Here is an 18975-nt window from a genome sequence, read left to right as displayed (position 1 = left end):
ATGCCGATGAGCACCTACGTGCCCGAACCACCGCCCGGCCTCGGCGACGAGATCGCCGGCACCGTCACCGATCTCATCGATGCCCGGACGGAGGAACCCGTGGACGACCAGGCAGGCGGTGCCGCACCCCAGGCGTCGTGGCCGGCATACCACCTGGGTGCCGACGCCCTCCGCTCCGGCGACGCGCTGTCGCAGGTCGTGCCGATCGGCTGGCTGGCGGTCGTGCAGCGCGCCGGGCTGACCGCGCTGGCCGAGCTGGACGTGCGGGCGGATGCGTCGCCCGAGGTCCGGCAGGTCTCGTATGGCGACCTCGCCCAGGGCGTCGCCAGGCTGAGCGAGGCGGCGCGGGGCCTGGACGACGAGCTCGGCGGCGGAGCTCCGCTGGAGCAACGCTTATTGCGCGTGCCGGCGTGCCTGTTCTTGGGGTTGTGGCTCCACGACGACGCCGACCCCTCACGCGACGTCGTGATCCCGAGCGAGCCGACGCCGCCGGCCTTCGAGGCGGGGCGGCCCTATCCGATGGCGGAGGCCCTCGAGACCCTCGCCGCCACCGTGGTCGAGGCTCCCCAGCCCTGACCCGGCTCGTCAGCGGTGGGAACGGTCGCCGAGGGGGCCGACCGGACCGTCGCCGGAGCCAACGAGGCCACCGCCCGGACCGCCGGGCGGTGGTCGTTGGCGCGGTGGGCGATCTCGAGCCAGACCTCGCCGACGCCGGTGAGGGGGCGCCACACGTCTCCGGTCGGCGGCACCACGAACGGCGCTGACGGGCAGATCATCACGTGCCGCCGATCCTGCATCGTCGACAGGCACTCGGCGAACGTCCCGACGTCGCGACCAGGCTCGGGCGGACCGCCGTGGCCGGTCCACGCGCACCAGTAGCGGTCCCACGCCAGAGGGACGCCCTCCAAGCGGTGCAGCGGTCGACCGAGGATCACCTCCAGCGGCACGCTCGCCATGGGGGCCAGAGGGCTTGCGGCCGTCACCCGGACCCCCACCCGCAGCGGGTGCAGCGGCCGCGAGACGAGCCGGGGGTCGTCGAGCGGACCGGGCACGACCTGCAGGTCGACGAGGTGGGCGAGCAGGTCGTTGCCGATCTGGGCGGGCCGCTCCAGCGCGACCAGGCTGAGCCGCACCCGCGGCAGTGCCCGGGCGGCGATCTGCGCCAGGCGCTCGACATACGGCAGGATCGTCGACGTCGCGTAGCCGACGACCAGGTGCGTGCCCGTCCCGTCGGAGTGGGACGCCTCGGCGAGGAGCGCGTCGTGCTCGGCGACCACGCGCGCGGCTCGGGGGAGCATGCGCTCACCGAGCGGAGTGAGTATGGCGCCGCCCCGGCCACGCTCGAGCACCGAGCCGCCGGCCTGGCGATCAAAAGCGTTGAGGTGAGCGGTGATCGCGGGCTGGGAGTAGCCGAGCTCACGCGCCGCCGCCGTCACGGAACCCGTCCGCACCACGGCGAGGAAGGATCGCACGAGCTGGATCTCCACGTCCCCACGCTAGACCTGTGGATGTGACCTGCGCCACACTCCTGGGTCTTGCATGCCCGTCGTGGATCCGCTCTGCCCGGAGCCGCGTGGGGCCTACTCTAAAAATCATGTAGCGACCCACCCAGATGACGCTGCCGGTCCGCCAGCCTGCATCGCGTGCAGATACAGCGGAACTCTGGGCACGCCTGATTGCGGAAACCTGGGCACGCTGGACGGTGCTCAGGTTTCCGCGATCCTCGTGGATTGGGGCGGCGGGGTATGGGGTGACGCCGGGCGGGCGGCCAGCTGGGGGACTTTGCTTACAAGGAGCGACCATGGATGTCACAGTGTTCTCACTGCATCTCTGAGGGGGGCTCACATGCGTGCAGGACGCTGGGGGATCGCCGCGCTGACCGCGGCACTGCTGGCTGCGTGCGGGGGCGGAGGGTCGCCCGGCGCGCAGTCCGCCAAGACCGTGACGGTGACCGCATCGCCGACGAGCACGAGCACGAGCACCACGGCGGCACCGGCGTCGACCGCCACGTCGGGCTCGACGAGCGCGTCGACCACGTCGGGAGCCACACCGAGCTCCACTGCGACCGGGGGACCCGCGACCAAGCAGATCGTGCTCACGCTGCCCAACCCCGACGGCGGGTGGAAGGTCGAGGAGTCCGCCGACGCTCTGAACTGCGGCGGCGAGCCATCGCTGGTGGCGACGAGCGGGAGGACCTATCACTGCGGTCCAAGCGCCGCCTCCGCCGTGGCCTGCGTGGCGGACAACGGTGGCTCGCACATCCTGTGCGCGATGCAGCCGTGGGCCAGGAAGGCCACTCGCTTCCCGGTCGACGGGACGTTGCCGACGACGTCCAAGCCGGCCAACCCCGTGCCGCTCGGGATCGAGCTGGCCGACGGGTCCCGGTGGTTCATCCGCTCCGGCGGGGCCTGGCCGCCCGGCCCGCAGGAGACCGCCGCCATGTACTCGTGCTCCGAGGGCTGCGGCGGGGAGAGCGAGGCACTGCTGACGGCGCCCGGCAACCTCGATGACTTCGGGCTGATCAAGGAGGGCGACGTCTGGTACGCCCGCCGCGGGCCCCTGGGCTACGACACCGTCAAGACCGGCAAGATCACCAAGGAGCGCATCACCAAGGCGTGGTTCATCCGGGCGGCGCCGTCCTCTGGCTCGTCTGGCGGCACAGGCGCGACCGGTGCCCTCGGCCCCGTCACACGCCCCAACCTCACCATCGCCGAGCCCTCTGACGTGCAGAAGCTCCCGAACACCAACGGGCTTCGCGCCTTCGCCCGCGCTCAGCTCGCCCAGGTCACCAAGGAGAACGACGGCTGCCCCATGACGATCACGGTGGAGGCCCTCGACGCCCAGAGCTCGGCCATGGTCAGCGAGTTCGGCTCCGGCTGCGGTGGCGGCATGGCGATGTGGGGCGTCAAGAAGGGTCGCTGGATCAAGGTCTGGTCAGGTCAGGACGTGCCGCTGTGCTCTGAGTTGCGCGCCAAGGGAGCGGTGCTCAACCCGGACGTCATCGGCAGGTGCTCCGGGCCGGCGCCAGCATTCACGGCCCAGCGCTACACGCCCTGATCATCCTGACGCCCCGCAGCGGCATACGTCACGGGGAGACCTGACCACACGATTGCGGAAACCTGGGCACGCTGGACGGTGCCCAGGCTTCCGCCATCAGTGGCGTGCTACCTCCTTCACTGAACAGTGCCGAATGCAGTGATGTCAGTGACGAATGCACTGAGGAATGCACCGAGGACGGCGCTCAGCGGAAGTCGGCCTTGCTGATCAGGCCGTGCACCCCCGTCGTGCGGTCGACGACCTGCGACACCACGAAGTCGGACGCCGCCGACAGGTAGGCATAGGCCACCGCACGGCCGATGCCCTGCTCCTGCTCGAGGAAGTCCAGGGCGTTGACCACGGCGCGGCGCATGGCGACGTCGAGGTCGGAGTCGTTGGTGCCGCCACCGGAGCCGTCGGGGTCGGACAGGCCGATGGGGAGCCAGTGGTCGCGGGTCTCGGCCCAGGGATAGCGGTGGGCGACGGTGGGCGCGTCGCCGGATCCCTTCTTGCACACCGTCATTCGGAAGGCGCCGCGCAGCGAGCCCTCCATCGCCGTGAGCGCCACCTCGCCGGAGCCCATCGCCATGTGCGGGTCGCCGACGTAGAACAGCCCGCCCGGCGCGCGCACCGGCAGGTAGAACGTGGAGCCGACCCCGAGCTGGCGGATGTCGATGTTGCCGCCGCCGAGGGTGGGCGGGACCGAGTTGGCGAGCGGGTCGGTGAGGCCGTTGGCGTCGGCATACGCGACGCCCATCATCCGAAGAAGTAGTTGAGCGGGAACCGGATCGAGCGGCTGCCGCTACGCATCACGGCCTTGCCGCGCTCGATGCCGGTGAAGACCGAGACGTTGCCGTAGTGCGTCGGGTCGCCGCTCGCCCGGCCGTCGGTGGCGCGCGGCGGCATGACCTCGGCGAGCGAGATGCCCGCCGGCGCAGTGCCGTCCGCCTTGACCGCGAGGGCGCCCTTGCCGTGGCGGGAGGACACGACGCCGTAGGGGACGCGGGGGAGCAGGTGCAGGGGTTCGATCTTGAGGACGTCGCCGGGCTCGGCGCCCGCCACCGCGATCGGTCCGGTGACGACGTGCGGCCCGTCCTTGTCGAAGCTGCGCGGCGTGCGGTCGTAGTGCGCCGCCACGTCGACGGCGTCGCGCAGCACCCCGGCGCGCGGCACCCCCTTGGACCCGAACCAGGCCACCGGGTCGCGCCCCTGGTCCTCGAGGATTCCCTCGTGCGACAGCGCGTCGATCGTGACGGTGGCCCCGGAGCGGACGGTCAGCACGGGCGTGGCGTGCACCGTCGGCACGTAGCCCCACAGCACCTCGTCGGTCTCCGACGCCAGGTAGTGCTGCCCCTTGATCGGTCCCGTGTGCGGCTGCAGCACGCCCCTGGGGTTGCGCCAGGAGAGCGGCGCCTCGGTCAATCCCGTTGGCAGCTGGTGGGATGCGTGCGCCTGCTCGGCCCCGACGGCGGCGGCGGTGACGCCCAGCCCGGTGGCGGCAGCGGCCTGCAGCAGGCGCCGTCGCCCGAGCCCGTGCTCCAGCGCGGCGACGAGGTGGGCGGGGTCGGTGCTCGGCATGGGTGCTCCTCAGCGGGTGTCTTGGCCGTATGCCGAGAAGCTAGGCCTCACGCGTTACCGCCCTGTGTCGCGGTGCAGGCCACCATGTTTCGCCTGGGCCCGATAGATCACCACCGAGCCAGGACGGCGTCGACCGTCGGCGCTCCCCGTGCGAGCTCGGTCTTCCAGTCGAGCCGGCCCTCGTGCTGCAGCCGACCGACGATGATCATGGGGTGCACTCCCTGGCGGTCCGCCTCGGCGTACACCCAAGGGCGACGGACGTTGGCCGGTGGATCCATGACATGCGGGAGCGCCCATCGTCCGGCGAGCTCGTCTGCCTCGCCCTCCTGGGGATCGCTGGCATCCACGCCTTCGTCGACGACGATGCGGCCGCCGACCACGTGACCCAGGACGACGTGCGCGATCTCGTGCAGGAGCGTGAAGACGACCCGGTCCAGTCGCTTGCCGTAGCTCGACAGGGCGATGACGGGGCCGCCATCGCCCTCGGAGAACGAGGCTCCACTGAGACGACTCCCCGGGAATGCCTCGACATGGACAAGCCGCACACCTGCAGCCGCGAAACGCTCCGGAAGCGTCGCCAGGTCCTCGGGCGATCGGACGTCTTGAGTCAGCCCTGCGGCGAGCTTGAGCAGGGCATCCCGATCGTAAGAAGCGACGCGCAGGTCGCGTGAGACCGCACGCGCGCAGGCCAGCCAGGCGCACTGCGTGGAGGTGATGGGCTGGCCGGAGTTGTGACGGCGGGCTGCAGCCGCGAACGCGGGTTCGTCGTCCAAGGTCTCGATGCCCAGCAGGCGGAGGAGCGCGTCGCGTTGTTGGACAAGGGGACCTGAGGGGAGGAAGCCACGCTTGCGCAGCACCGAGATGGGTGCGCGTTGATTCATCTTGGCGCGCGTGCGGACGTCAGCAAGCTTGCTGGCAGCGCTGGGGTCGCTCTCTCGGCGCCACAGCTCGTAGGCGTTCTGGAGGTTGAGCCACACCTCCGCGGACGTGCCGAGGGCAGTGCCGATCTCGCAGGCCGTCTCGCGAGTGATCTCCTTCTTGCCCGAGACGATGCCCGAGACGAGCTGCGCAGGACGGCCGATGATCTCGGCGAAGTCTGCCTGGGTCCACCCTCGCGCTTCCAGCTCCTCGGCGAGGAAGTCGCCAGGGGGGAAGGCCATGACGCTCTGTGTGGACATCTTGATCACCCCTTGTGGTAGTCGAGTCCGTCGACGATGACGGTCACGCGGCCCTGCGAGTCTGTGTAGAAGCGCAGGATGAGTCGGTACTGCTGGTCGAGGCGGATGGACGAGTGCCCACGCCATCGGTTGCCTTTGAGCTGCTCGAGGTGCAGTGACTTCATCGCTCTGAGGTCGCGGTCGTCCGCCGCACCCGCCAGGAACTGGATGCGGCGGTGGAACATCTTGGTGACCGGTGGCGGCCACCGCTTCACGTCCTGGATCTCGCCGGCGGCAAGGCGACGCAGCTCGTCATCCTCGAACTCGAGCCTCACGCGCCCCCCTCGTCACCACGAGCACCCATCCCCAGGGTAACCCAAAATCGGAACATCAGATACAGCCCATGACTGAATAGTTGTATCCGACTTAACCCTCGGTCGCCGCGCCGATCGGACGAGGTGCTCGTGATGGTGCGTGGACTGGGTCGAGCGCCTAGCCAGGCTCGATCTAGGGACGCTCGTCGGGGTCAGACTTCCGCCCGTGCTGGTCGGGCAGGTCACCCCACCCGTCAATGGGCACGACCTGCAGGACCAGACCGCCGAGCACCTCGGGCGGGTCCATCGTCGGCAGCACCTCGCAGTGGTGCAACCAGTTGTCCCCGAAGTCGAAGGTGTAGGTGAACGTGACACCCACCTTGAGCTCGGTCAGCGGACTCTCCAGCGGCTTGTAGCGCGGCGTGCCGCTGCCGTCGTCGAGCTCGTCGATCGTCTCCTCGTCCGTGACGACCAGATCATCCTCGAATGCGAACTGGACGAGGTGACCCAGGTCGTAGCGGCCGAACGCTTGGTCGATGGCGTCGGCGAGGACCGCGTAGGTGGTGCGCGGAGGGATCGCGAAGACCCGCCCCGGAGCGGGGTCGAACTCCTCCCCACGACCGCTGACGAGCGTGACCTTGAGGACCTTGCAGCGTGCAGCCATGCCTCCATCCTGCCCGCCTCAGACGTGCAGCGGCCGGCTCCCTGCACACCCTCCAGTCCGTGGTCGCCGCAGACCCGGCCCTACGATCGGCCGGTGACCCCAGACGAGCTGATCAGCCGATACCCGCGGATCTACCACACGGCGGACGCGCGAGCGTGGTCGGCGATCCAACGCTTTGGCCTGCTGCCGGCCAACCAGCTCAGGGATACGGCCGGCCTCGGCGCGTCGACCCCGTCCGCGCGCCGCGCTGACTCTGAGCTCGTCACGCTGCCCGGTGAGGGGCATGTCGCCATCCTGCGCGATCAGAAGCCCCTGAAGTTCCTCTCGGAAGTGTTGGACGACGAGACGTCGGTTGAGCAGTTCCTCGAGATCCTCGACAGCCGGTGCTTCTTCTGGGCGAGCGAGGCGCGACTGCTCCGGCTCCTCAACGGGCGCCACTACCGCGCCATGCAGCAGGTGGTGCTGACGCTCGACACCGCGTCACTGGTGTCTGGCTACGAGGACCTCATCGAGTTGTCGCCCTACAACTCGGGCTCGGCGCACGTGCCCAACGCGCCCGTCCGCGGCAAGACCACCTTCAAGCGCCTTGCCGACTACGACCACGCCGCCTGGCAGCGGAAGCGTGGCAAGTCGGGGGATGCGCTGGTGGAGGTGACCATCAGGGGTGCGGTCCCAGACCTGAGCAACCACCTGGCGGAGGTCCGGCACTTCCCCGGCCCAGACTTTCCCTTGAGGCCAAGCCAGGAGTGATGCCGCCAGGCGCGAGGCATCCCACTGTCAGAAGTCGTACTCCGTGATCGGCGAATACCCGCGGAGCCACGTCCCCGCGCCTTGGGTCATCGGCCCGTGCCGGTTGTGCAGCACTGACAGGGTCACCTCGTGGTCCTCGAGCTGCTTCCCCAGACCGCGATACAGCTCCACCTCGACGATGACATCGGCCGCTTCCGCCCACACGTGGTCCAGCTCGGCCGTCGCCCCAGCCCCATGCACGACCTTGCGCAGCGGCACGTTGGCGATGACGCACCGGCCCTCATCCGCCATCGCTCGTATGGCGCCGGGAGTTGCGCCACGGACGCGGTCCGCCCGGTCGAGCGCAACCGCCCGCCAGGTCGCCACGTTGCGCGGCAGCGAGGGGGAGCGCTCGATGTGTAGAGGCACGTCGCCCCAGTCCGATCGGTCTCGGTGGACCCCTGCCAGGAGGTGAGCTGTCGCGACAGGGTCCAGCTCCGGTCCAGTCAGCAACGACGGGGCGCCGGCGAGCGCGAGGCGCCCCACCCACTCGACGAGGACCGTGCTGGCACCCTTCCTCGGCCCGCCTGTGACGACCCAGACCCCGGCCTTGGGGAACCCGCCCATGACCTTGTCGAGCGTCGGCCACCCCGTCGACACCAGAGTGGGGACGGGAGTCGGCTGCACAGCGAGCAACTCGTTGATGAGGGGCATGCTTCACATGATGGCGCCGCCCACCGACATACCCTTCAGCGCCGAACGTCACTTGACGCTGAGCTCGTGCTGCTCAGCCCCGCATGTACTTCCACACCAGGTGGTCGATCTGCTTGGGCGAGTGACCCAGCTGCTCCGCCGCGGCCCTGAGCAGTTCCTCGCCCTCGGTGGGGCCGACGGGGCGTTCCAGAGCTTGCTCCAGGAACCGAAGCACCCAGGTGTCGGCCTTCACGCCCTCGGCGCCCGCCAGCATCATGAAGTAGGCGAACGTCACGCCGCCCAACCCTCTGACGCTCGTGTAGGCCGATCTGGCCATCGCGGGCTGGCCAACCACGTCGGCAGCGGTGCGCAGGCCTGCCTCACTGAGACGCCGAGCAGCCTCACGAATCGCATCCGTCTTGAGCACCTTGCCGCCGCCGAGTTTCTGCGTGGTATCAAGCACCGCCGCGAGGTCCGGGTCCCCGGCCAAGGCCGCTAGGTCGTTGGCTGAGCCGGCCCTGTGGTCGCGCCACTTCGCGGTTCGCCCACGCACACCGTTGTGGGGCTGTCCGTAATGAGTCCTCACCGATAGGACTGCGTCGATGAGCGCAAGCTCGACATCGTCGGGGTAGCCGCCGGGCCAGGCCTCCGGCTCTGGAGGCAAGACCGCCTCTAGCGCCGATCGCACCGTCGCGGCGTCATGGCTCAACACGTCTGTCATCTTCGACTCCCGACTGGCCCAACTACATAGAGTGACAACTTGCAACTTAACGTAGAGAAGGTGTCAGGCGCCGGCTTTTGCCGCGACAGCCCACCTGGATGGTCGCGCGGCCTAGGCCGAGAGGAAGCGCTGGTAGCGCCAATCGAGCAGCTGAGGGTCGGGGCGATCTCCACGCCGCTCAGGCAGCACTGACACCTTCTGTCCGTGCAGGCCCTTGATGCCGTACTCGAGCAGTGGCCCATCGATCTCATCCAGGATGTCCGCACGGATGTGGATGGTGAGCTCGGGGCTGATGCCCAGGATGCCCGCGTCGTAGGCAGCATGATGGATCTTGCAGAGCGACAAACCATTCCGAACGGCCGCGACACCCAGCGCGTGCCTGTCCTCGACGATGTGGGCCGCGTCTAGAAGTGAGCTGTGCCTGAGCGAACACACGGCGCACGTCGTGTTGTACGCCAGCATCACCATGGATCTGAAGACGCGCTGATGCAGCCGCACCTCGGTCTCGCGGGTGGCCCAGCGCCGCATGACCTCCTCCAGAGGTGAGTCGGGTGCCTGATGAACCTGATCCTTGTCATACGCAAGCACGTATTGATGCAGAGCCGGCTCCTCGCCGATGAGGAATACCGGGAACACCGTCTGAAACAGTCCTGGAGCGACGCCGACGAGCCAGATGACAGGGAGACCGAGTTCCATGGCGGCCTGAAGGCCGCGGTTGTCGGCGCCACTGCGCGCATCGCCGCGCATCTTGTAGCGAGGCAGCCCATCAGATCCGAGCACGTCCTCGTAGGGACGTTCGCGCCCCTCTGGCGTGTGGACGGTCATGATCGTGAGTGCGGCTCGGCAGCTTTTCGGCTTTCGGATGCCTCGACCGGTGTCGATGAGCGTGAGTCGCTGCCCGTCGAACTCGAACTGAGTCAGCTCCTGGCGCGTGATGGCGTCCCGCCCATCGTTCGTCCGGGCGGCAAGCCACGCCATGGCTTCGGTCCGCAGGCGCGTCTCGTCCGCAAGACTCAGCATGGCGACAGCTTCCCACCGCCCAACGCGAAGCAGCCCTCGCCCCGCCGACTGATCTGGACCGGGCGCGTGAGCAGACGGACGCGAGTCAGCCTATGAAGGGTGAGCGAGCCCCGGACCACGTCACAGCAAGGACGTCTCGGGCCCGCGTCGCCGCAACGTAGACGAGGGATCGCTGCCGCAGGAGCGCGTCAGCCTTGTCCTGCTCGCTCACCTCATAGTCCTTGACGACCCGAGGAACGGCCCCCTCGTGCACGCCAAAGAGCAACACATGGGTGAACTCAAGGCCCTTGGCCCGATGCATGGTCATCACCAAGGGCTTGCCGGGCTTGACGTTCTCCTGCTCCACCGAGCGCGCATCCACGCCGCGCTCGGCCAGGCCGTTGACGACGTTGCTGCGGACCCACCTATCTGGCACGAGCACTGCGATCGCTTCGGGGGCCGGCGCTCGGCCCTCCGCCATGGGCTGGGACCCCGGCAGCCAGGACTGAATCAGCTCAGCGGCAATGTCCAGCTCACCCGCCATCGACGGAGCTTCGATGAGGTGGGGCACGGGTCCCGAGCGCGCCGATCGATAGCCGTGCGCCTCGTCCTCGCCCTCCATATCGGTGAACGCCCCTCCAGAGAGGATCCCCATCGCCCATCGGAGGTTCTGCGCCGTCGTCCGATAGTTCAGCGTCAGCCGGCGAGAGCGGCCACGGATGTTGATCCCGACGTGCGAGAGCGTCACCTTCTGCCCATAGATGCGCTGGTGCGAGTCCTCGCAGATGAAGAGATCGTTCCGCCCGTCGGCGACGAGCGCACGCAACAGACGCAGCCGCGATGGCGTCAGGTCCTGAGCCTCATCCACGAGCACGTGGTCAAAGATTGGTCCGTTCTGCTCCAGCCATGCACAGGCGATGGCAGCCTTCTCGTCGAAGTCGGTCGTGCCGTCCGCCCGGGCCTTGGAGCGATACCGCTCAACGACCCCCCACACGGCTTTCCGCTTCGCACGGTCTAGGGCCACGCCACGCCCCGCCCGCCGCACACGCACATACTCCGTCTCGCTCGTGATGCTGTTTGGGAGGATGACGAGCGCGTATTCGGTCTCGAGGAAAGTCTCGGTCGCCAGCTCGGGAGGCAGGCCAGAGCCCGCCTCGGCAAGGGCTTCATCCCACAGGCCAGGTCTGCTGCTCCCCAAGACGGACGTGCGCCCCTCACCCAGCACCTCCGCGACAGCGGGCTCGATGGAGACCTCCGCGCGCTGCACGACGGCCCACGCGACCGCATCGATTCCCTTCACGACGATGCCGGGCTCTCGCAGGTGGGATTGCAGCTTGAGCTGGTCGTCCAGGCGCAACAAGCTTGCCGCCAGGTCATCAGCAAGGTTCCGGGTGTATGTCGTCAGCAGGACTCGGGCCTGCGGGTTGTTGGCCGCCAACCGATGCGCGCGATGCACCGCCACGACGGTCTTGCCGGTTCCTGCACCCCCGGACAGCCGGAAAGCCCCCTTGTAGTCCGCGTCGACATACTTGCGCTGCTCTGGGTGCAAGAAAAGGCGCCAGGCGCCGAAGTCCCCAGCTTCGATGATCTGTCGCAGGTCGGCGTCGTCCTTGACCCAATGGAACGTCGCCTGGGCGGCCGGGTGCTCCAGGCTCTTGAGCAGCTGCTCCTCCTCGGCGCCCTGGCCGAGGTCGACGGGGATGTCGAGCTTGAAGGTCGCTCGGACATCCTCCACGGCCGCCCCGGTGGCAAGTTCGAGCAACGCGTCACCATGCCACTCCACGCGCGCCTGCGAAATGACGTCCGTGAGAGCAGCCTCCGTGGGCGCCGCAAGTGCGGACTCCGCCAACCCGGCCTCGATGCCCAGCTCTGCGTGGAGCAACTCGGGGGTCAGTCCTGCCGGCCAGCTGGGGGCGGCCTCCTGGGGAGGCTGACCCGATATGACGTCGTGCCCACTCGGCTCCGAGGACACCGCCAAATCCTCAATGGCGGCGTCAACAGGCACGGCCTTCCGCGACACGGTGTCCGGCGCCGCCGTCACCGCAGGATCCGCGTTCCCCGTCGCCGCATCACGGTAGGCGTCAACGACGCGCTCGACCTCGGGGACGCCATTGATGGGGTTCATCGACAGGCGGACAGTTTCGGCGATGGCATTCGCCTTGTCGTGCGGCCACACGCCATGGATCACATAGAACGAATCGTCGCCCGAGGTGATCTTGAACAGCACACACCGGAAGTTGTCATCGACGCGGCCAGTCCGGACCCTCTCGTCGACGCTGCCCTTGATGGGCTCGATGTGCAGTCCGGGCCGGGTGTCGTCCTCCTGCAGCTTCTCAAAGAAGGCGTAGGCCTTCTTCTTCATGGAGGGGTCCAGCCCGTCCTTGACCTTGCTCCAGATCAGCGTGGGCATGCCCTACTCCTTGTCTCGGCTGCTCAGGGACTCCCGTACCTCGTCGGCGAGTGCCTTCACGTCGTCCTGCGCACGATGCACCACCCATCCTGCAGCGCGCAGCACGGCGACGTCGTCGTCGGGCATCTCGGCATACACCACGGCCACCTTGGGTGCGGGCCAGGACAGCTCTGCAGCCACACCACCGTCGAGCTCTTCGCCGACCGAGGCAGGGGGTGCGTCAGCGGCGGACAGCTCGCGGGCGAGCTGCACGATGTCGTCGTCGAGACCCTCAAGGTCCGTGCCCTCCCACACTCCCCGACTGCGCTCGGCCCGGTCGCGCACGTCGACGCGAGACTCCAGGTCGCTTCGAGACGTGATGGTGCAGGGAACGTCTGACTGGCCAAGCAGGTTGGACAGCCGCAGCCATTCACGCCACGCCTCCTCGTGGTCCGCGTTGCCGACAGCTTCGTCGGTGTCGTCCACGACGAGCGCCATCTCGACGGGCTGGTTGCCGCGCAGCCTGGCCGCGAACGTCAGGTGCGGGATGCGATAGGTCAAGAGATCGTCGCCAGCCCCGGACTCGACGTGGGCTGCTGCAATCATGCCGAGGGCGACGCCGACAAGGCTCTCGTCCGGAGCGATGCTCGACCGTCCACCGCGCCCCGTGTAAAGCCCCAGCAGGAGGGGTGCAGCGTTGGCCAACCGCAGCCGAGCGCTGTCCTCGGGCGACTGGATGACCCCCTCCAGAAGCGCCAGTGGCCCACCCTTGTGCTCCGCTGCGGCGGCGCGGGACACTCCCGCACCTAACACTCCTGCGGGGAGAGCCATCATCTGACCAATGAGCACCTCGTTGAGCCAACCGGGAGGCGAGGCCTGATCCAGGTCCGCCGCGGTCACGGCAATGACTTGATATCCGCTGGCCCGCAACGCCTCTCGCTTCCGCGCATCGTCGGCAATGGCGTTGTGTGCCTGCGTCGCATGGAACGCACGGCCATCGGCATAGATCGCGATGGGGGCGACTCCGGGGGTGCTGAGCACGAAGTCGGGTCGAGTGCCCGCGACGTCCACCTGAGGCGCCAGTGTCCAGGTCCGGTTGTTGGCTCCGGTGACGATCAGCTCAGTGCCGCGCGACCCTGGCCGCTCTCGCACAGAGGCGACCCCGCCCAGTCGGTCCTTCAGGACTAGGCGAAGCTTTTGCTCGAGCGGTGACTCGGGAGACACCCACCCAGCCGTTCCGTGCGTGATCGACCATCGGGGCTGATCGGGATCGAGCTCAGCCACCGACTCGTCCTGGTCCACCTGGAGCAGGTACTTGAGCGCGCGCAGCGCCTCGACGCGGTGGGCCTGATCTGCGTGGCGCACGAAGGGCAGCAGACACCTATAGCAGCTGGCGCGCGCTTCGTCCTGGCACGGGCACTTCTCGAGGACCTGGGCTGACCGCACGAGGATGCCCCACAGTCGATCTGGCGAGGCGAGGTCAGTGAGATAGCCCGTGCCTCCCGGGACGGTGTCATGCAGAAAGAGCGACTCCAGCACCTGACCACCGTCGCCGACCGGATGGGGCACGATCTCCACGCGCAAGTGGTCAGGCGCGCCACCCATGGTCTTGTGCAGGCCAAGCAGCAGGGCGGCAGACAGGCCGGGGAGGCTGTAGAGCCCGTCGGTCACCACGAGGGGAAGGCTGATCGCCACCCCCTGTGTCACGAGCTCCCGCCCAAGGGCAAGCAACCGCGTGTGCTCCTTGTCATCGTGGCGGTGTCGACACCATGCCCGGTGCTCTGACGGTGAGCTCGACCCAGCATCCTTGTCGAGCTTCCCGCAGGCCTCGCAGATCCGGAACTTCTGCGCCGTCACGTCACGACCGGCAATCCGGTTGATCGTGGGGGCACCGGTCACCCGGCCGAGGTTCCACCACCGCACCGGGAGCCGCCGGTAGTGGGCCACTCCCAGACCGACGCGTGCAACCGACCATCGCCCTTCGCAGAGAGCCGGGTCGAAGTCAACGGCGGTGACGACCTCAAAGGGCGTGCGGCGGCGTTCGTCGGAGTCGTCGCCGATGCGTGCGTCGTCCCGTCGTATGTCGGAGAACACCCGCTTCAGCCGGACGGCCTCAAAGCGTTGGCCCATGTCGGCGATGCCCGTGCTCCCGCATCGAGGGCAGGCGCGGGGCGCCTCCTTGGCCCCACCTGGGCCGAGGTCGCACACGTAGCCACACGAGTCGCAGGCGGCATGCAGCCGCACCTCTGCGTCGTCCCGCCCAATCTCGACGCCATCGACCCGCATCTCTAGCCCTCGGGCATAGAAGTAGGCGCCGGGGGCAAGTTCCGTCAGCGCGCGAGCGGACCCGCGGTCGATGACCAGGGGATCGGTGTCGTACTGCTGGGTCTCGGGGTTCATCCATGAGACCTGGGCATCCAGCTCGACGGAGTCGTCAAGCAGGGAGTAGTTGGGAAGCAGGCCACGGATCTCGAGGCCGGTGATCCACGGCTCCTCGGTCAGCTCCCTGAGCACTCGCCTCAGCAGGTGGATGGCACCCTTCGCGGACCGCGAAGCCGCCCTGTCATCCTCGGTGGCAGCGGTTCGCTCAGCCGCCTCACGCAGCTCAGGGAGGGCATCCTCGATCTCGCGCCGCTGGCGTCTGATCTCCTCCACCTCACGGGTGTGCTCCTGGACCGCCCGATAGATCGTCGCCTCCAGCGTGTCGACGCCACGGACCTTCTGGGGAAGCTGCTGCTCCACAGCAGGGTCGACAGCAGGCATGTCATCGCCCTGGTCGGGCAGAGCCCACCGACGCAGCGCCAGCAATCCCGCGGTCGCGGGGTCATCAAACGTCCCGACGAATCGGTCGAGCAGATGCTCGCCCCGCACGCGGACCCGCTCGATGACGTCGCCGAGCAGGGTGCCCGGGTCGGCCGAGGCCAAGACGTCACCGGACCGGCGCGGAACGCGCTCGTAGCCGTCCCGCACCATGCCGTCGATGACGGACGCGAGGAACTGTCGCCGCAGGATCTCCTCCGCGTCGAGATAGGTCGCCGGTGGCCGGACCTCCCCGTTAATCATCGACGTGGGGTCGCCGAGTCGGGGGAGCTGCTCACCCCGGCCCGTGACGTAGGCGAGGGCCAGCGAGCTGCCCGTGAGGCGACCGGCGCGGCCCACGCGCTGCAGGTACTTTGCGACAGAGTCGGGTAGAGATGAGAGCATCACGGTCGTCAGGTCACCGATATCGATGCCCATCTCCAGCGTTGGCGTTGCCACCAGCACGTTGGGGTCGCCTGGCCGCTGATCCGACCTCTTGAATCCCGCTTCGATCTCGCGGCGTTCCGCGGGGAGCAGCAAGCTGGTGTGCTCGCGAGCATCGACTCGACGCATGTCCGTCGTCTCGAAGAGCCGGCGATAGAACGAGTCGGCCTCACGGTGGCCCGCACGCAGCGCCCCCACACACTCGACAGAGGGGCAGGGACCGTCCAGGAGCTCCTCGGCGATCGCCGGGGAGACAGGCAGCGGAGACCGGCAGGTGTCGCAGACGAGGAGGGTGGTTTGGGTGGCGATCGTGGAGTCGCTCAGGGGGGTGATCACGACGTTTGTCGGCGGTATGCCGTACGCCTTCCCGCCCTTGTCCGTCGTGGTTTGTGTTAGCACGTCTCGTTGCGCCAGGGCGGCGAGAAGCCGCGCAGCCACCGCCGCGCCATGGCCCGCGTTGATACCGAGGCACTTCTGCGCCCAGCGGGCATACCAGCTCAGGGATGACGTCACGCGGACGAAGGCGCTGCGGTCGTTGGCAGGTCCGCCGGCCACGGCATACGCAGGGGCGCTGCGCCCGCGCGGGAAGGAGGGGGCACCCTCATCTCGGCGCCGCCTTCCCCAGATCCAGACGCGGTTTCCGTCATCGCTGACGTACTTCTTGAGCCATTCGTGGTCAATGGCGCCGTCACGACGCAGGTGCTCGACGCTGCCTCGGACCCATCTCGCTAGCTGCTGCTCTGTGATGTCGGAAAGTTCGCCGGGCAGGACGTCGATGTCGTCGGCAGCCAACGCCCTTCGAGCCGCCGCGACCAAAGCAGAGGTGGGCCCTGCAGACACATGGACTCCGACCGAGCCCGTCGCCTCCAGGGTGCGGCCGTAGGTGGACTGCAGGCCCACCTCCAGCGCCGCGTCGAAGAGAAGTCGGCGACGCACGGCCGTGCGGGATCGCGTCGGCACGCGACTCCATGTGCCGGCTCGCCAGTACGGCGCGAAGCGCTCGTGCTCGCTGACGGCGGCTGGCACCAGCCGATAGCGGGCAAAGGCGTCACCCTCGGCTCGTCTCAGCACCTCGTCCACCCACACGTCTAGCGCCGTCGGCTCCGTCAACGCTTCGCGTAGGGCCGCACGGAGCGACATGGCGTGCGAGCGGTGGTCCACGAATCCGGCTCGGTGGGCGGCGTCCTGCACGGAGTCAGTGAAGACGAGGGCGCGCTTCTCCCGCGGGTCGAGGTGGCGATCGCCAAAAAGCGTCGACAGGCTCACGGACAAGAGCGTGGCGATCGCGCTGCCCAGGAAGCGGATCGAGTCGCTCTTGCCGCACGATGGGCACTCGTCGTTCTGAGCACGCTTCTCGACGTCTTCTGTCTCACCATCGAGCATGAGGACGGGCAGGACATCACCCTCAAGGAGGTCGGGATCGTCATCTGCTGGGCGTCGCGCCAGGACGGTCCGCTGGCCCATGTGCAGCCAACGCAGGTTGGGCGTACGGCGATCTGAGGCAACGGCCCCGCCCCCGTTGGAGGTCAGGTGCAAGGAGGCTTCACCGGGCGCGTGCAGCAGGGCCCGGAAGCGACCCCGATGCAGCAGGTGGTCGCGGCGGATGCTCTCGTCGCGATCCGCGAGGTCACGGCCGGTAGATGCAAGTGTCGCGCCCCAGCCCGAGCGACCACAGGCCCGGCAATAGATGGCCGGCAGCGCACGTCCCGCCAGCTCCGCAGCTGGATCGAGCTGCCCGTCGTCACCCCACCGAAAGCTCGGCTGCGACGACACCAGCCGGTCCACGCGCGTCACCTCTCGCACCCACATCGTCACCTCCACCGACACGGAGTCGCGATGGCCGAGCCGCACGTGGCTGAGGGCCGCGAGGATGGCCTCGATCGCGCCCCGAGCGGCTGTTGGATCGTCTGCCACAGCGGTTCGCGGCAGCAGCTCGTCGCGGAGGTCATCCAGCGGGATGGCATCCCCCGCCGCCTCGACCATCGCTCGCACGTCGGGGTGGGCGGCAAGGAGCTGGGCATCAGCGAGATCCCTGGGGAGGGCCGCACGGTCATACAGCGCGTCGATGACAGTGGCGACCAAAGAGTCCCCGTCGCCGCGGTGCTGGAGACCGGTCTCCGCTAGGTCGCGGACTGCGCCAGTCACGAGGCCGGAGAGCCGTCGGATCGCCTTGTCACCCAGCGCCTCGCGCGTTGCCTCGGTCAGTGCGTCCACGTCGACGCGCGTCTCGGTGATCACCGAGTCGTCCGGAAATACCTCGCCAAACACCTGCTGGGCGAACGACAGCATTCGCTCAGGATCACCACGGTCCCCCAAGGTGGCCGAAGTCGCCACGGGAGTGAGTCGGCCTAGGGGACGGGCGTCGAACGACGCCCGCTCGGGGTGATCCGCCGGCACCTGGTCCCTGAGCGCGAGCCCCAACCGGCGCAACAGCATCGCCACGTCCGTGCCCTGAGCACCGTCATACGTGTGGAACTCGTCCAGGACCAGATAGGTGAGGGACAGGGCACTCTTGGCCCAGAGCGGTTGGTCCGAGGGACGCAGCAGCAGCTGGTCGAGCATCTTGTAGTTGGTCAGCAGAATGTCCGGCGGATCGTCTCGCAGAATCGAGCGATTGGTGATCAGCCCCTCTGGCGTGACCCGCGTGCGGCCCTCGCCGGCCTGCCCCTCACGCGCATCACCGGTGTACAGACCGGCGGTGACCCTCGACAGCTGAGGATCGCTGGTCAGCAGTTGGGTGAGGCGCCCCGCCTGGTCGTCAGCGAGGGCGTTCATCGGATACAGGATCAGGGCCTTCATGCCGGCCTCGCCCCGTTCACGGGCTCTGCGCACGTGGTCCAGGATCGGATGCAGGAAGGCCTCGGTCTTGCCGGAGCCCGTGCCGGTCGTGACGATCGTCGGGAGCGGACGTGGCTTCTCGGCCCCAAGGTCCGCGCTCGTCAGTCGTCGATAGGCCTCAGCCTGGTGCCGGTACGGCGGGAACGGGGGCTTCAAATCGAGGTACCGGCCCCAGGTGGGCGCCGCCTCCGCGAAGGGCAACCGCAGCCGTACGTACGGTCCCTTGAAGATCCCGTCCGTCGAGTCCTCCAGGAACTCCCCGAGCGCCCGCCTCGGCTCCGCGTCGGCCAAGGCGAAGGTCGTCGTGAGGTAGTCCACGAGCCCACGGCGGATCTCGGCGGCCTGCAGACTGGGCAACAGCTCCGTCATTTTGTTGAGTCCCCTCGTCACGATGTCCTACCCCGTCGGAACCCTAGGTCATGAAGGACTGTCCTTAGGCGATGCGCCCGTAGGTCCTGATAGCAGACATACAAGCGCCCCTGGCAACTTCTTCAGCAGCGCTTGCGTCTCCGGGCAGTTGCTGGCCGAGGTCGGGCGTCGTCGAAATCAGCCTCACCGCGCGCTCGCGAGGGCTAGCGTGGCAGGGGTGAGCGTCTTAGCCTCGATCCACCGAT

The 18975-nt window shown here is 68.4% G+C and carries 15 protein-coding genes; 3 read left to right on the top strand and 12 right to left on the bottom strand.

Translation table 11 applies throughout. The features are described 5' to 3' along the window. The first annotated feature begins 6 nt into the window (after window positions 1-6). Complete coding sequence (locus B4E97_RS11055; RefSeq protein WP_286959898.1) at window positions 7-576, top strand: hypothetical protein; 570 nt, start codon at window positions 7-9, stop codon at window positions 574-576. Here the strand turns inward: B4E97_RS11055 and B4E97_RS11050 are convergent. Both B4E97_RS11050 and B4E97_RS11045 read right to left on the bottom strand, forming a co-directional pair. Continuing rightward, a complete protein-coding gene (locus tag B4E97_RS11050; RefSeq protein WP_286959897.1) occupies window positions 513-1487 on the bottom strand; it encodes a LysR family transcriptional regulator in 975 nt (324 codons plus the stop codon). The two genes, B4E97_RS11055 and B4E97_RS11050, sit on opposite strands and share 64 nt — an antisense overlap. Before the next feature lie 354 nt (window positions 1488-1841). Next, the gene (locus tag B4E97_RS11045) at window positions 1842-2048 is read right to left on the bottom strand and encodes a hypothetical protein (RefSeq protein ID WP_286959896.1); all 207 of its coding nucleotides are present in this window, start codon (window positions 2046-2048) and stop codon (window positions 1842-1844) included. Window positions 2049-2091: 43 nt separating this feature from the next. On the opposite strand from B4E97_RS11045, the gene B4E97_RS11040 reads away from it, so the two are divergent. Further along, window positions 2092-3057 (top strand): hypothetical protein, encoded by a 966-nt coding sequence (locus B4E97_RS11040; protein ID WP_286959895.1) that lies wholly within the window; start codon window positions 2092-2094, stop codon window positions 3055-3057. Between the two features lie 184 nt (window positions 3058-3241). Here the strand turns inward: B4E97_RS11040 and B4E97_RS19000 are convergent, their stop codons facing one another. The 5 genes from B4E97_RS19000 to B4E97_RS11020 all read right to left on the bottom strand — a co-directional run bounded on the left by B4E97_RS19000 (window position 3242) and on the right by B4E97_RS11020 (window position 6749). Continuing rightward, window positions 3242-3796, bottom strand: coding sequence for an acetamidase/formamidase family protein (locus B4E97_RS19000; protein WP_349681181.1), 555 nt, complete (start codon window positions 3794-3796; stop codon window positions 3242-3244). Then, a complete protein-coding gene (locus B4E97_RS18995) occupies window positions 3793-4614 on the bottom strand; it encodes a hypothetical protein (protein ID WP_349681180.1) in 822 nt (273 codons plus the stop codon). Before B4E97_RS18995 ends, B4E97_RS19000 begins: the two co-directional genes overlap by 4 nt. Before the next feature lie 107 nt (window positions 4615-4721). Next, a complete protein-coding gene (locus B4E97_RS11030) occupies window positions 4722-5792 on the bottom strand; it encodes a HigA family addiction module antitoxin (RefSeq protein WP_286959894.1) in 1071 nt (356 codons plus the stop codon). 5 nt (window positions 5793-5797) lie between these two features. Beyond that, window positions 5798-6106, bottom strand: coding sequence for a type II toxin-antitoxin system RelE/ParE family toxin (locus B4E97_RS11025; RefSeq protein ID WP_286959893.1), 309 nt, complete (start codon window positions 6104-6106; stop codon window positions 5798-5800). Window positions 6107-6278: 172 nt separating this feature from the next. Next, window positions 6279-6749: an IS1096 element passenger TnpR family protein gene (locus B4E97_RS11020; protein ID WP_286959892.1), complete on the bottom strand. Its 471-nt coding sequence runs from the start codon at window positions 6747-6749 to the stop codon at window positions 6279-6281. A gap of 93 nt (window positions 6750-6842) precedes the next feature. Here B4E97_RS11020 and B4E97_RS11015 point away from each other — a divergent pair, with 93 nt between their 5' ends. Further along, window positions 6843-7499, top strand: coding sequence for a DUF7002 family protein (locus tag B4E97_RS11015; protein WP_286959891.1), 657 nt, complete (start codon window positions 6843-6845; stop codon window positions 7497-7499). A 27-nt stretch (window positions 7500-7526) separates the two neighbouring features. Here the strand turns inward: B4E97_RS11015 and B4E97_RS11010 are convergent, their stop codons facing one another. The 5 genes from B4E97_RS11010 to B4E97_RS10990 form a co-directional block, all read right to left on the bottom strand. Beyond that, the gene (locus tag B4E97_RS11010) at window positions 7527-8192 is read right to left on the bottom strand and encodes a hypothetical protein (protein ID WP_029210888.1); all 666 of its coding nucleotides are present in this window, start codon (window positions 8190-8192) and stop codon (window positions 7527-7529) included. Window positions 8193-8265: 73 nt separating this feature from the next. After that, window positions 8266-8892, bottom strand: a complete 627-nt coding sequence (locus B4E97_RS11005) for a hypothetical protein (RefSeq protein ID WP_050347315.1) — start codon at window positions 8890-8892, stop codon at window positions 8266-8268. Window positions 8893-9003: 111 nt separating this feature from the next. Continuing rightward, a complete protein-coding gene (locus B4E97_RS11000) occupies window positions 9004-9912 on the bottom strand; it encodes an HNH endonuclease (RefSeq protein ID WP_286959889.1) in 909 nt (302 codons plus the stop codon). An 85-nt stretch (window positions 9913-9997) separates the two neighbouring features. Next, window positions 9998-12301, bottom strand: coding sequence for a UvrD-helicase domain-containing protein (locus B4E97_RS10995; RefSeq protein ID WP_286959888.1), 2304 nt, complete (start codon window positions 12299-12301; stop codon window positions 9998-10000). Window positions 12302-12304: 3 nt separating this feature from the next. Continuing rightward, window positions 12305-18730 (bottom strand): DEAD/DEAH box helicase, encoded by a 6426-nt coding sequence (locus tag B4E97_RS10990; RefSeq protein ID WP_286959886.1) that lies wholly within the window; start codon window positions 18728-18730, stop codon window positions 12305-12307. Between the last annotated feature and the right edge of the window lie 245 nt (window positions 18731-18975).

It is taken from the genome of Arsenicicoccus sp. UBA7492 (assembly GCF_002479615.1).
Classification (GTDB): Bacteria; Actinomycetota; Actinomycetes; order Actinomycetales; family Dermatophilaceae; genus Arsenicicoccus; species Arsenicicoccus bolidensis.
This window is presented reverse-complemented; position numbering and strand designations above follow the sequence as displayed.

Excerpts from the sequence above, each read along its gene's own strand:
- B4E97_RS19000 (WP_349681181.1), bottom strand. The coding sequence starts at position 3,796 with ATGATGGGCGTCGCGTATGCCGACGCCAACGGCCTCACCGACCCGCTC.
- B4E97_RS11005 (WP_050347315.1), bottom strand. The coding sequence starts at position 8,892 with ATGACAGACGTGTTGAGCCATGACGCCGCGACGGTGCGATCGGCGCTA.
- B4E97_RS11030 (WP_286959894.1), bottom strand. The coding sequence starts at position 5,792 with ATGTCCACACAGAGCGTCATGGCCTTCCCCCCTGGCGACTTCCTCGCC.
- B4E97_RS11020 (WP_286959892.1), bottom strand. The coding sequence starts at position 6,749 with ATGGCTGCACGCTGCAAGGTCCTCAAGGTCACGCTCGTCAGCGGTCGT.
- B4E97_RS10995 (WP_286959888.1), bottom strand. The coding sequence starts at position 12,301 with ATGCCCACGCTGATCTGGAGCAAGGTCAAGGACGGGCTGGACCCCTCC.
- B4E97_RS18995 (WP_349681180.1), bottom strand. The coding sequence starts at position 4,614 with ATGCCGAGCACCGACCCCGCCCACCTCGTCGCCGCGCTGGAGCACGGG.
- B4E97_RS11000 (WP_286959889.1), bottom strand. The coding sequence starts at position 9,912 with ATGCTGAGTCTTGCGGACGAGACGCGCCTGCGGACCGAAGCCATGGCG.
- B4E97_RS11055 (WP_286959898.1), top strand. The coding sequence starts at position 7 with ATGAGCACCTACGTGCCCGAACCACCGCCCGGCCTCGGCGACGAGATC.
- B4E97_RS10990 (WP_286959886.1), bottom strand. The coding sequence starts at position 18,730 with ATGACGGAGCTGTTGCCCAGTCTGCAGGCCGCCGAGATCCGCCGTGGG.
- B4E97_RS11010 (WP_029210888.1), bottom strand. The coding sequence starts at position 8,192 with ATGCCCCTCATCAACGAGTTGCTCGCTGTGCAGCCGACTCCCGTCCCC.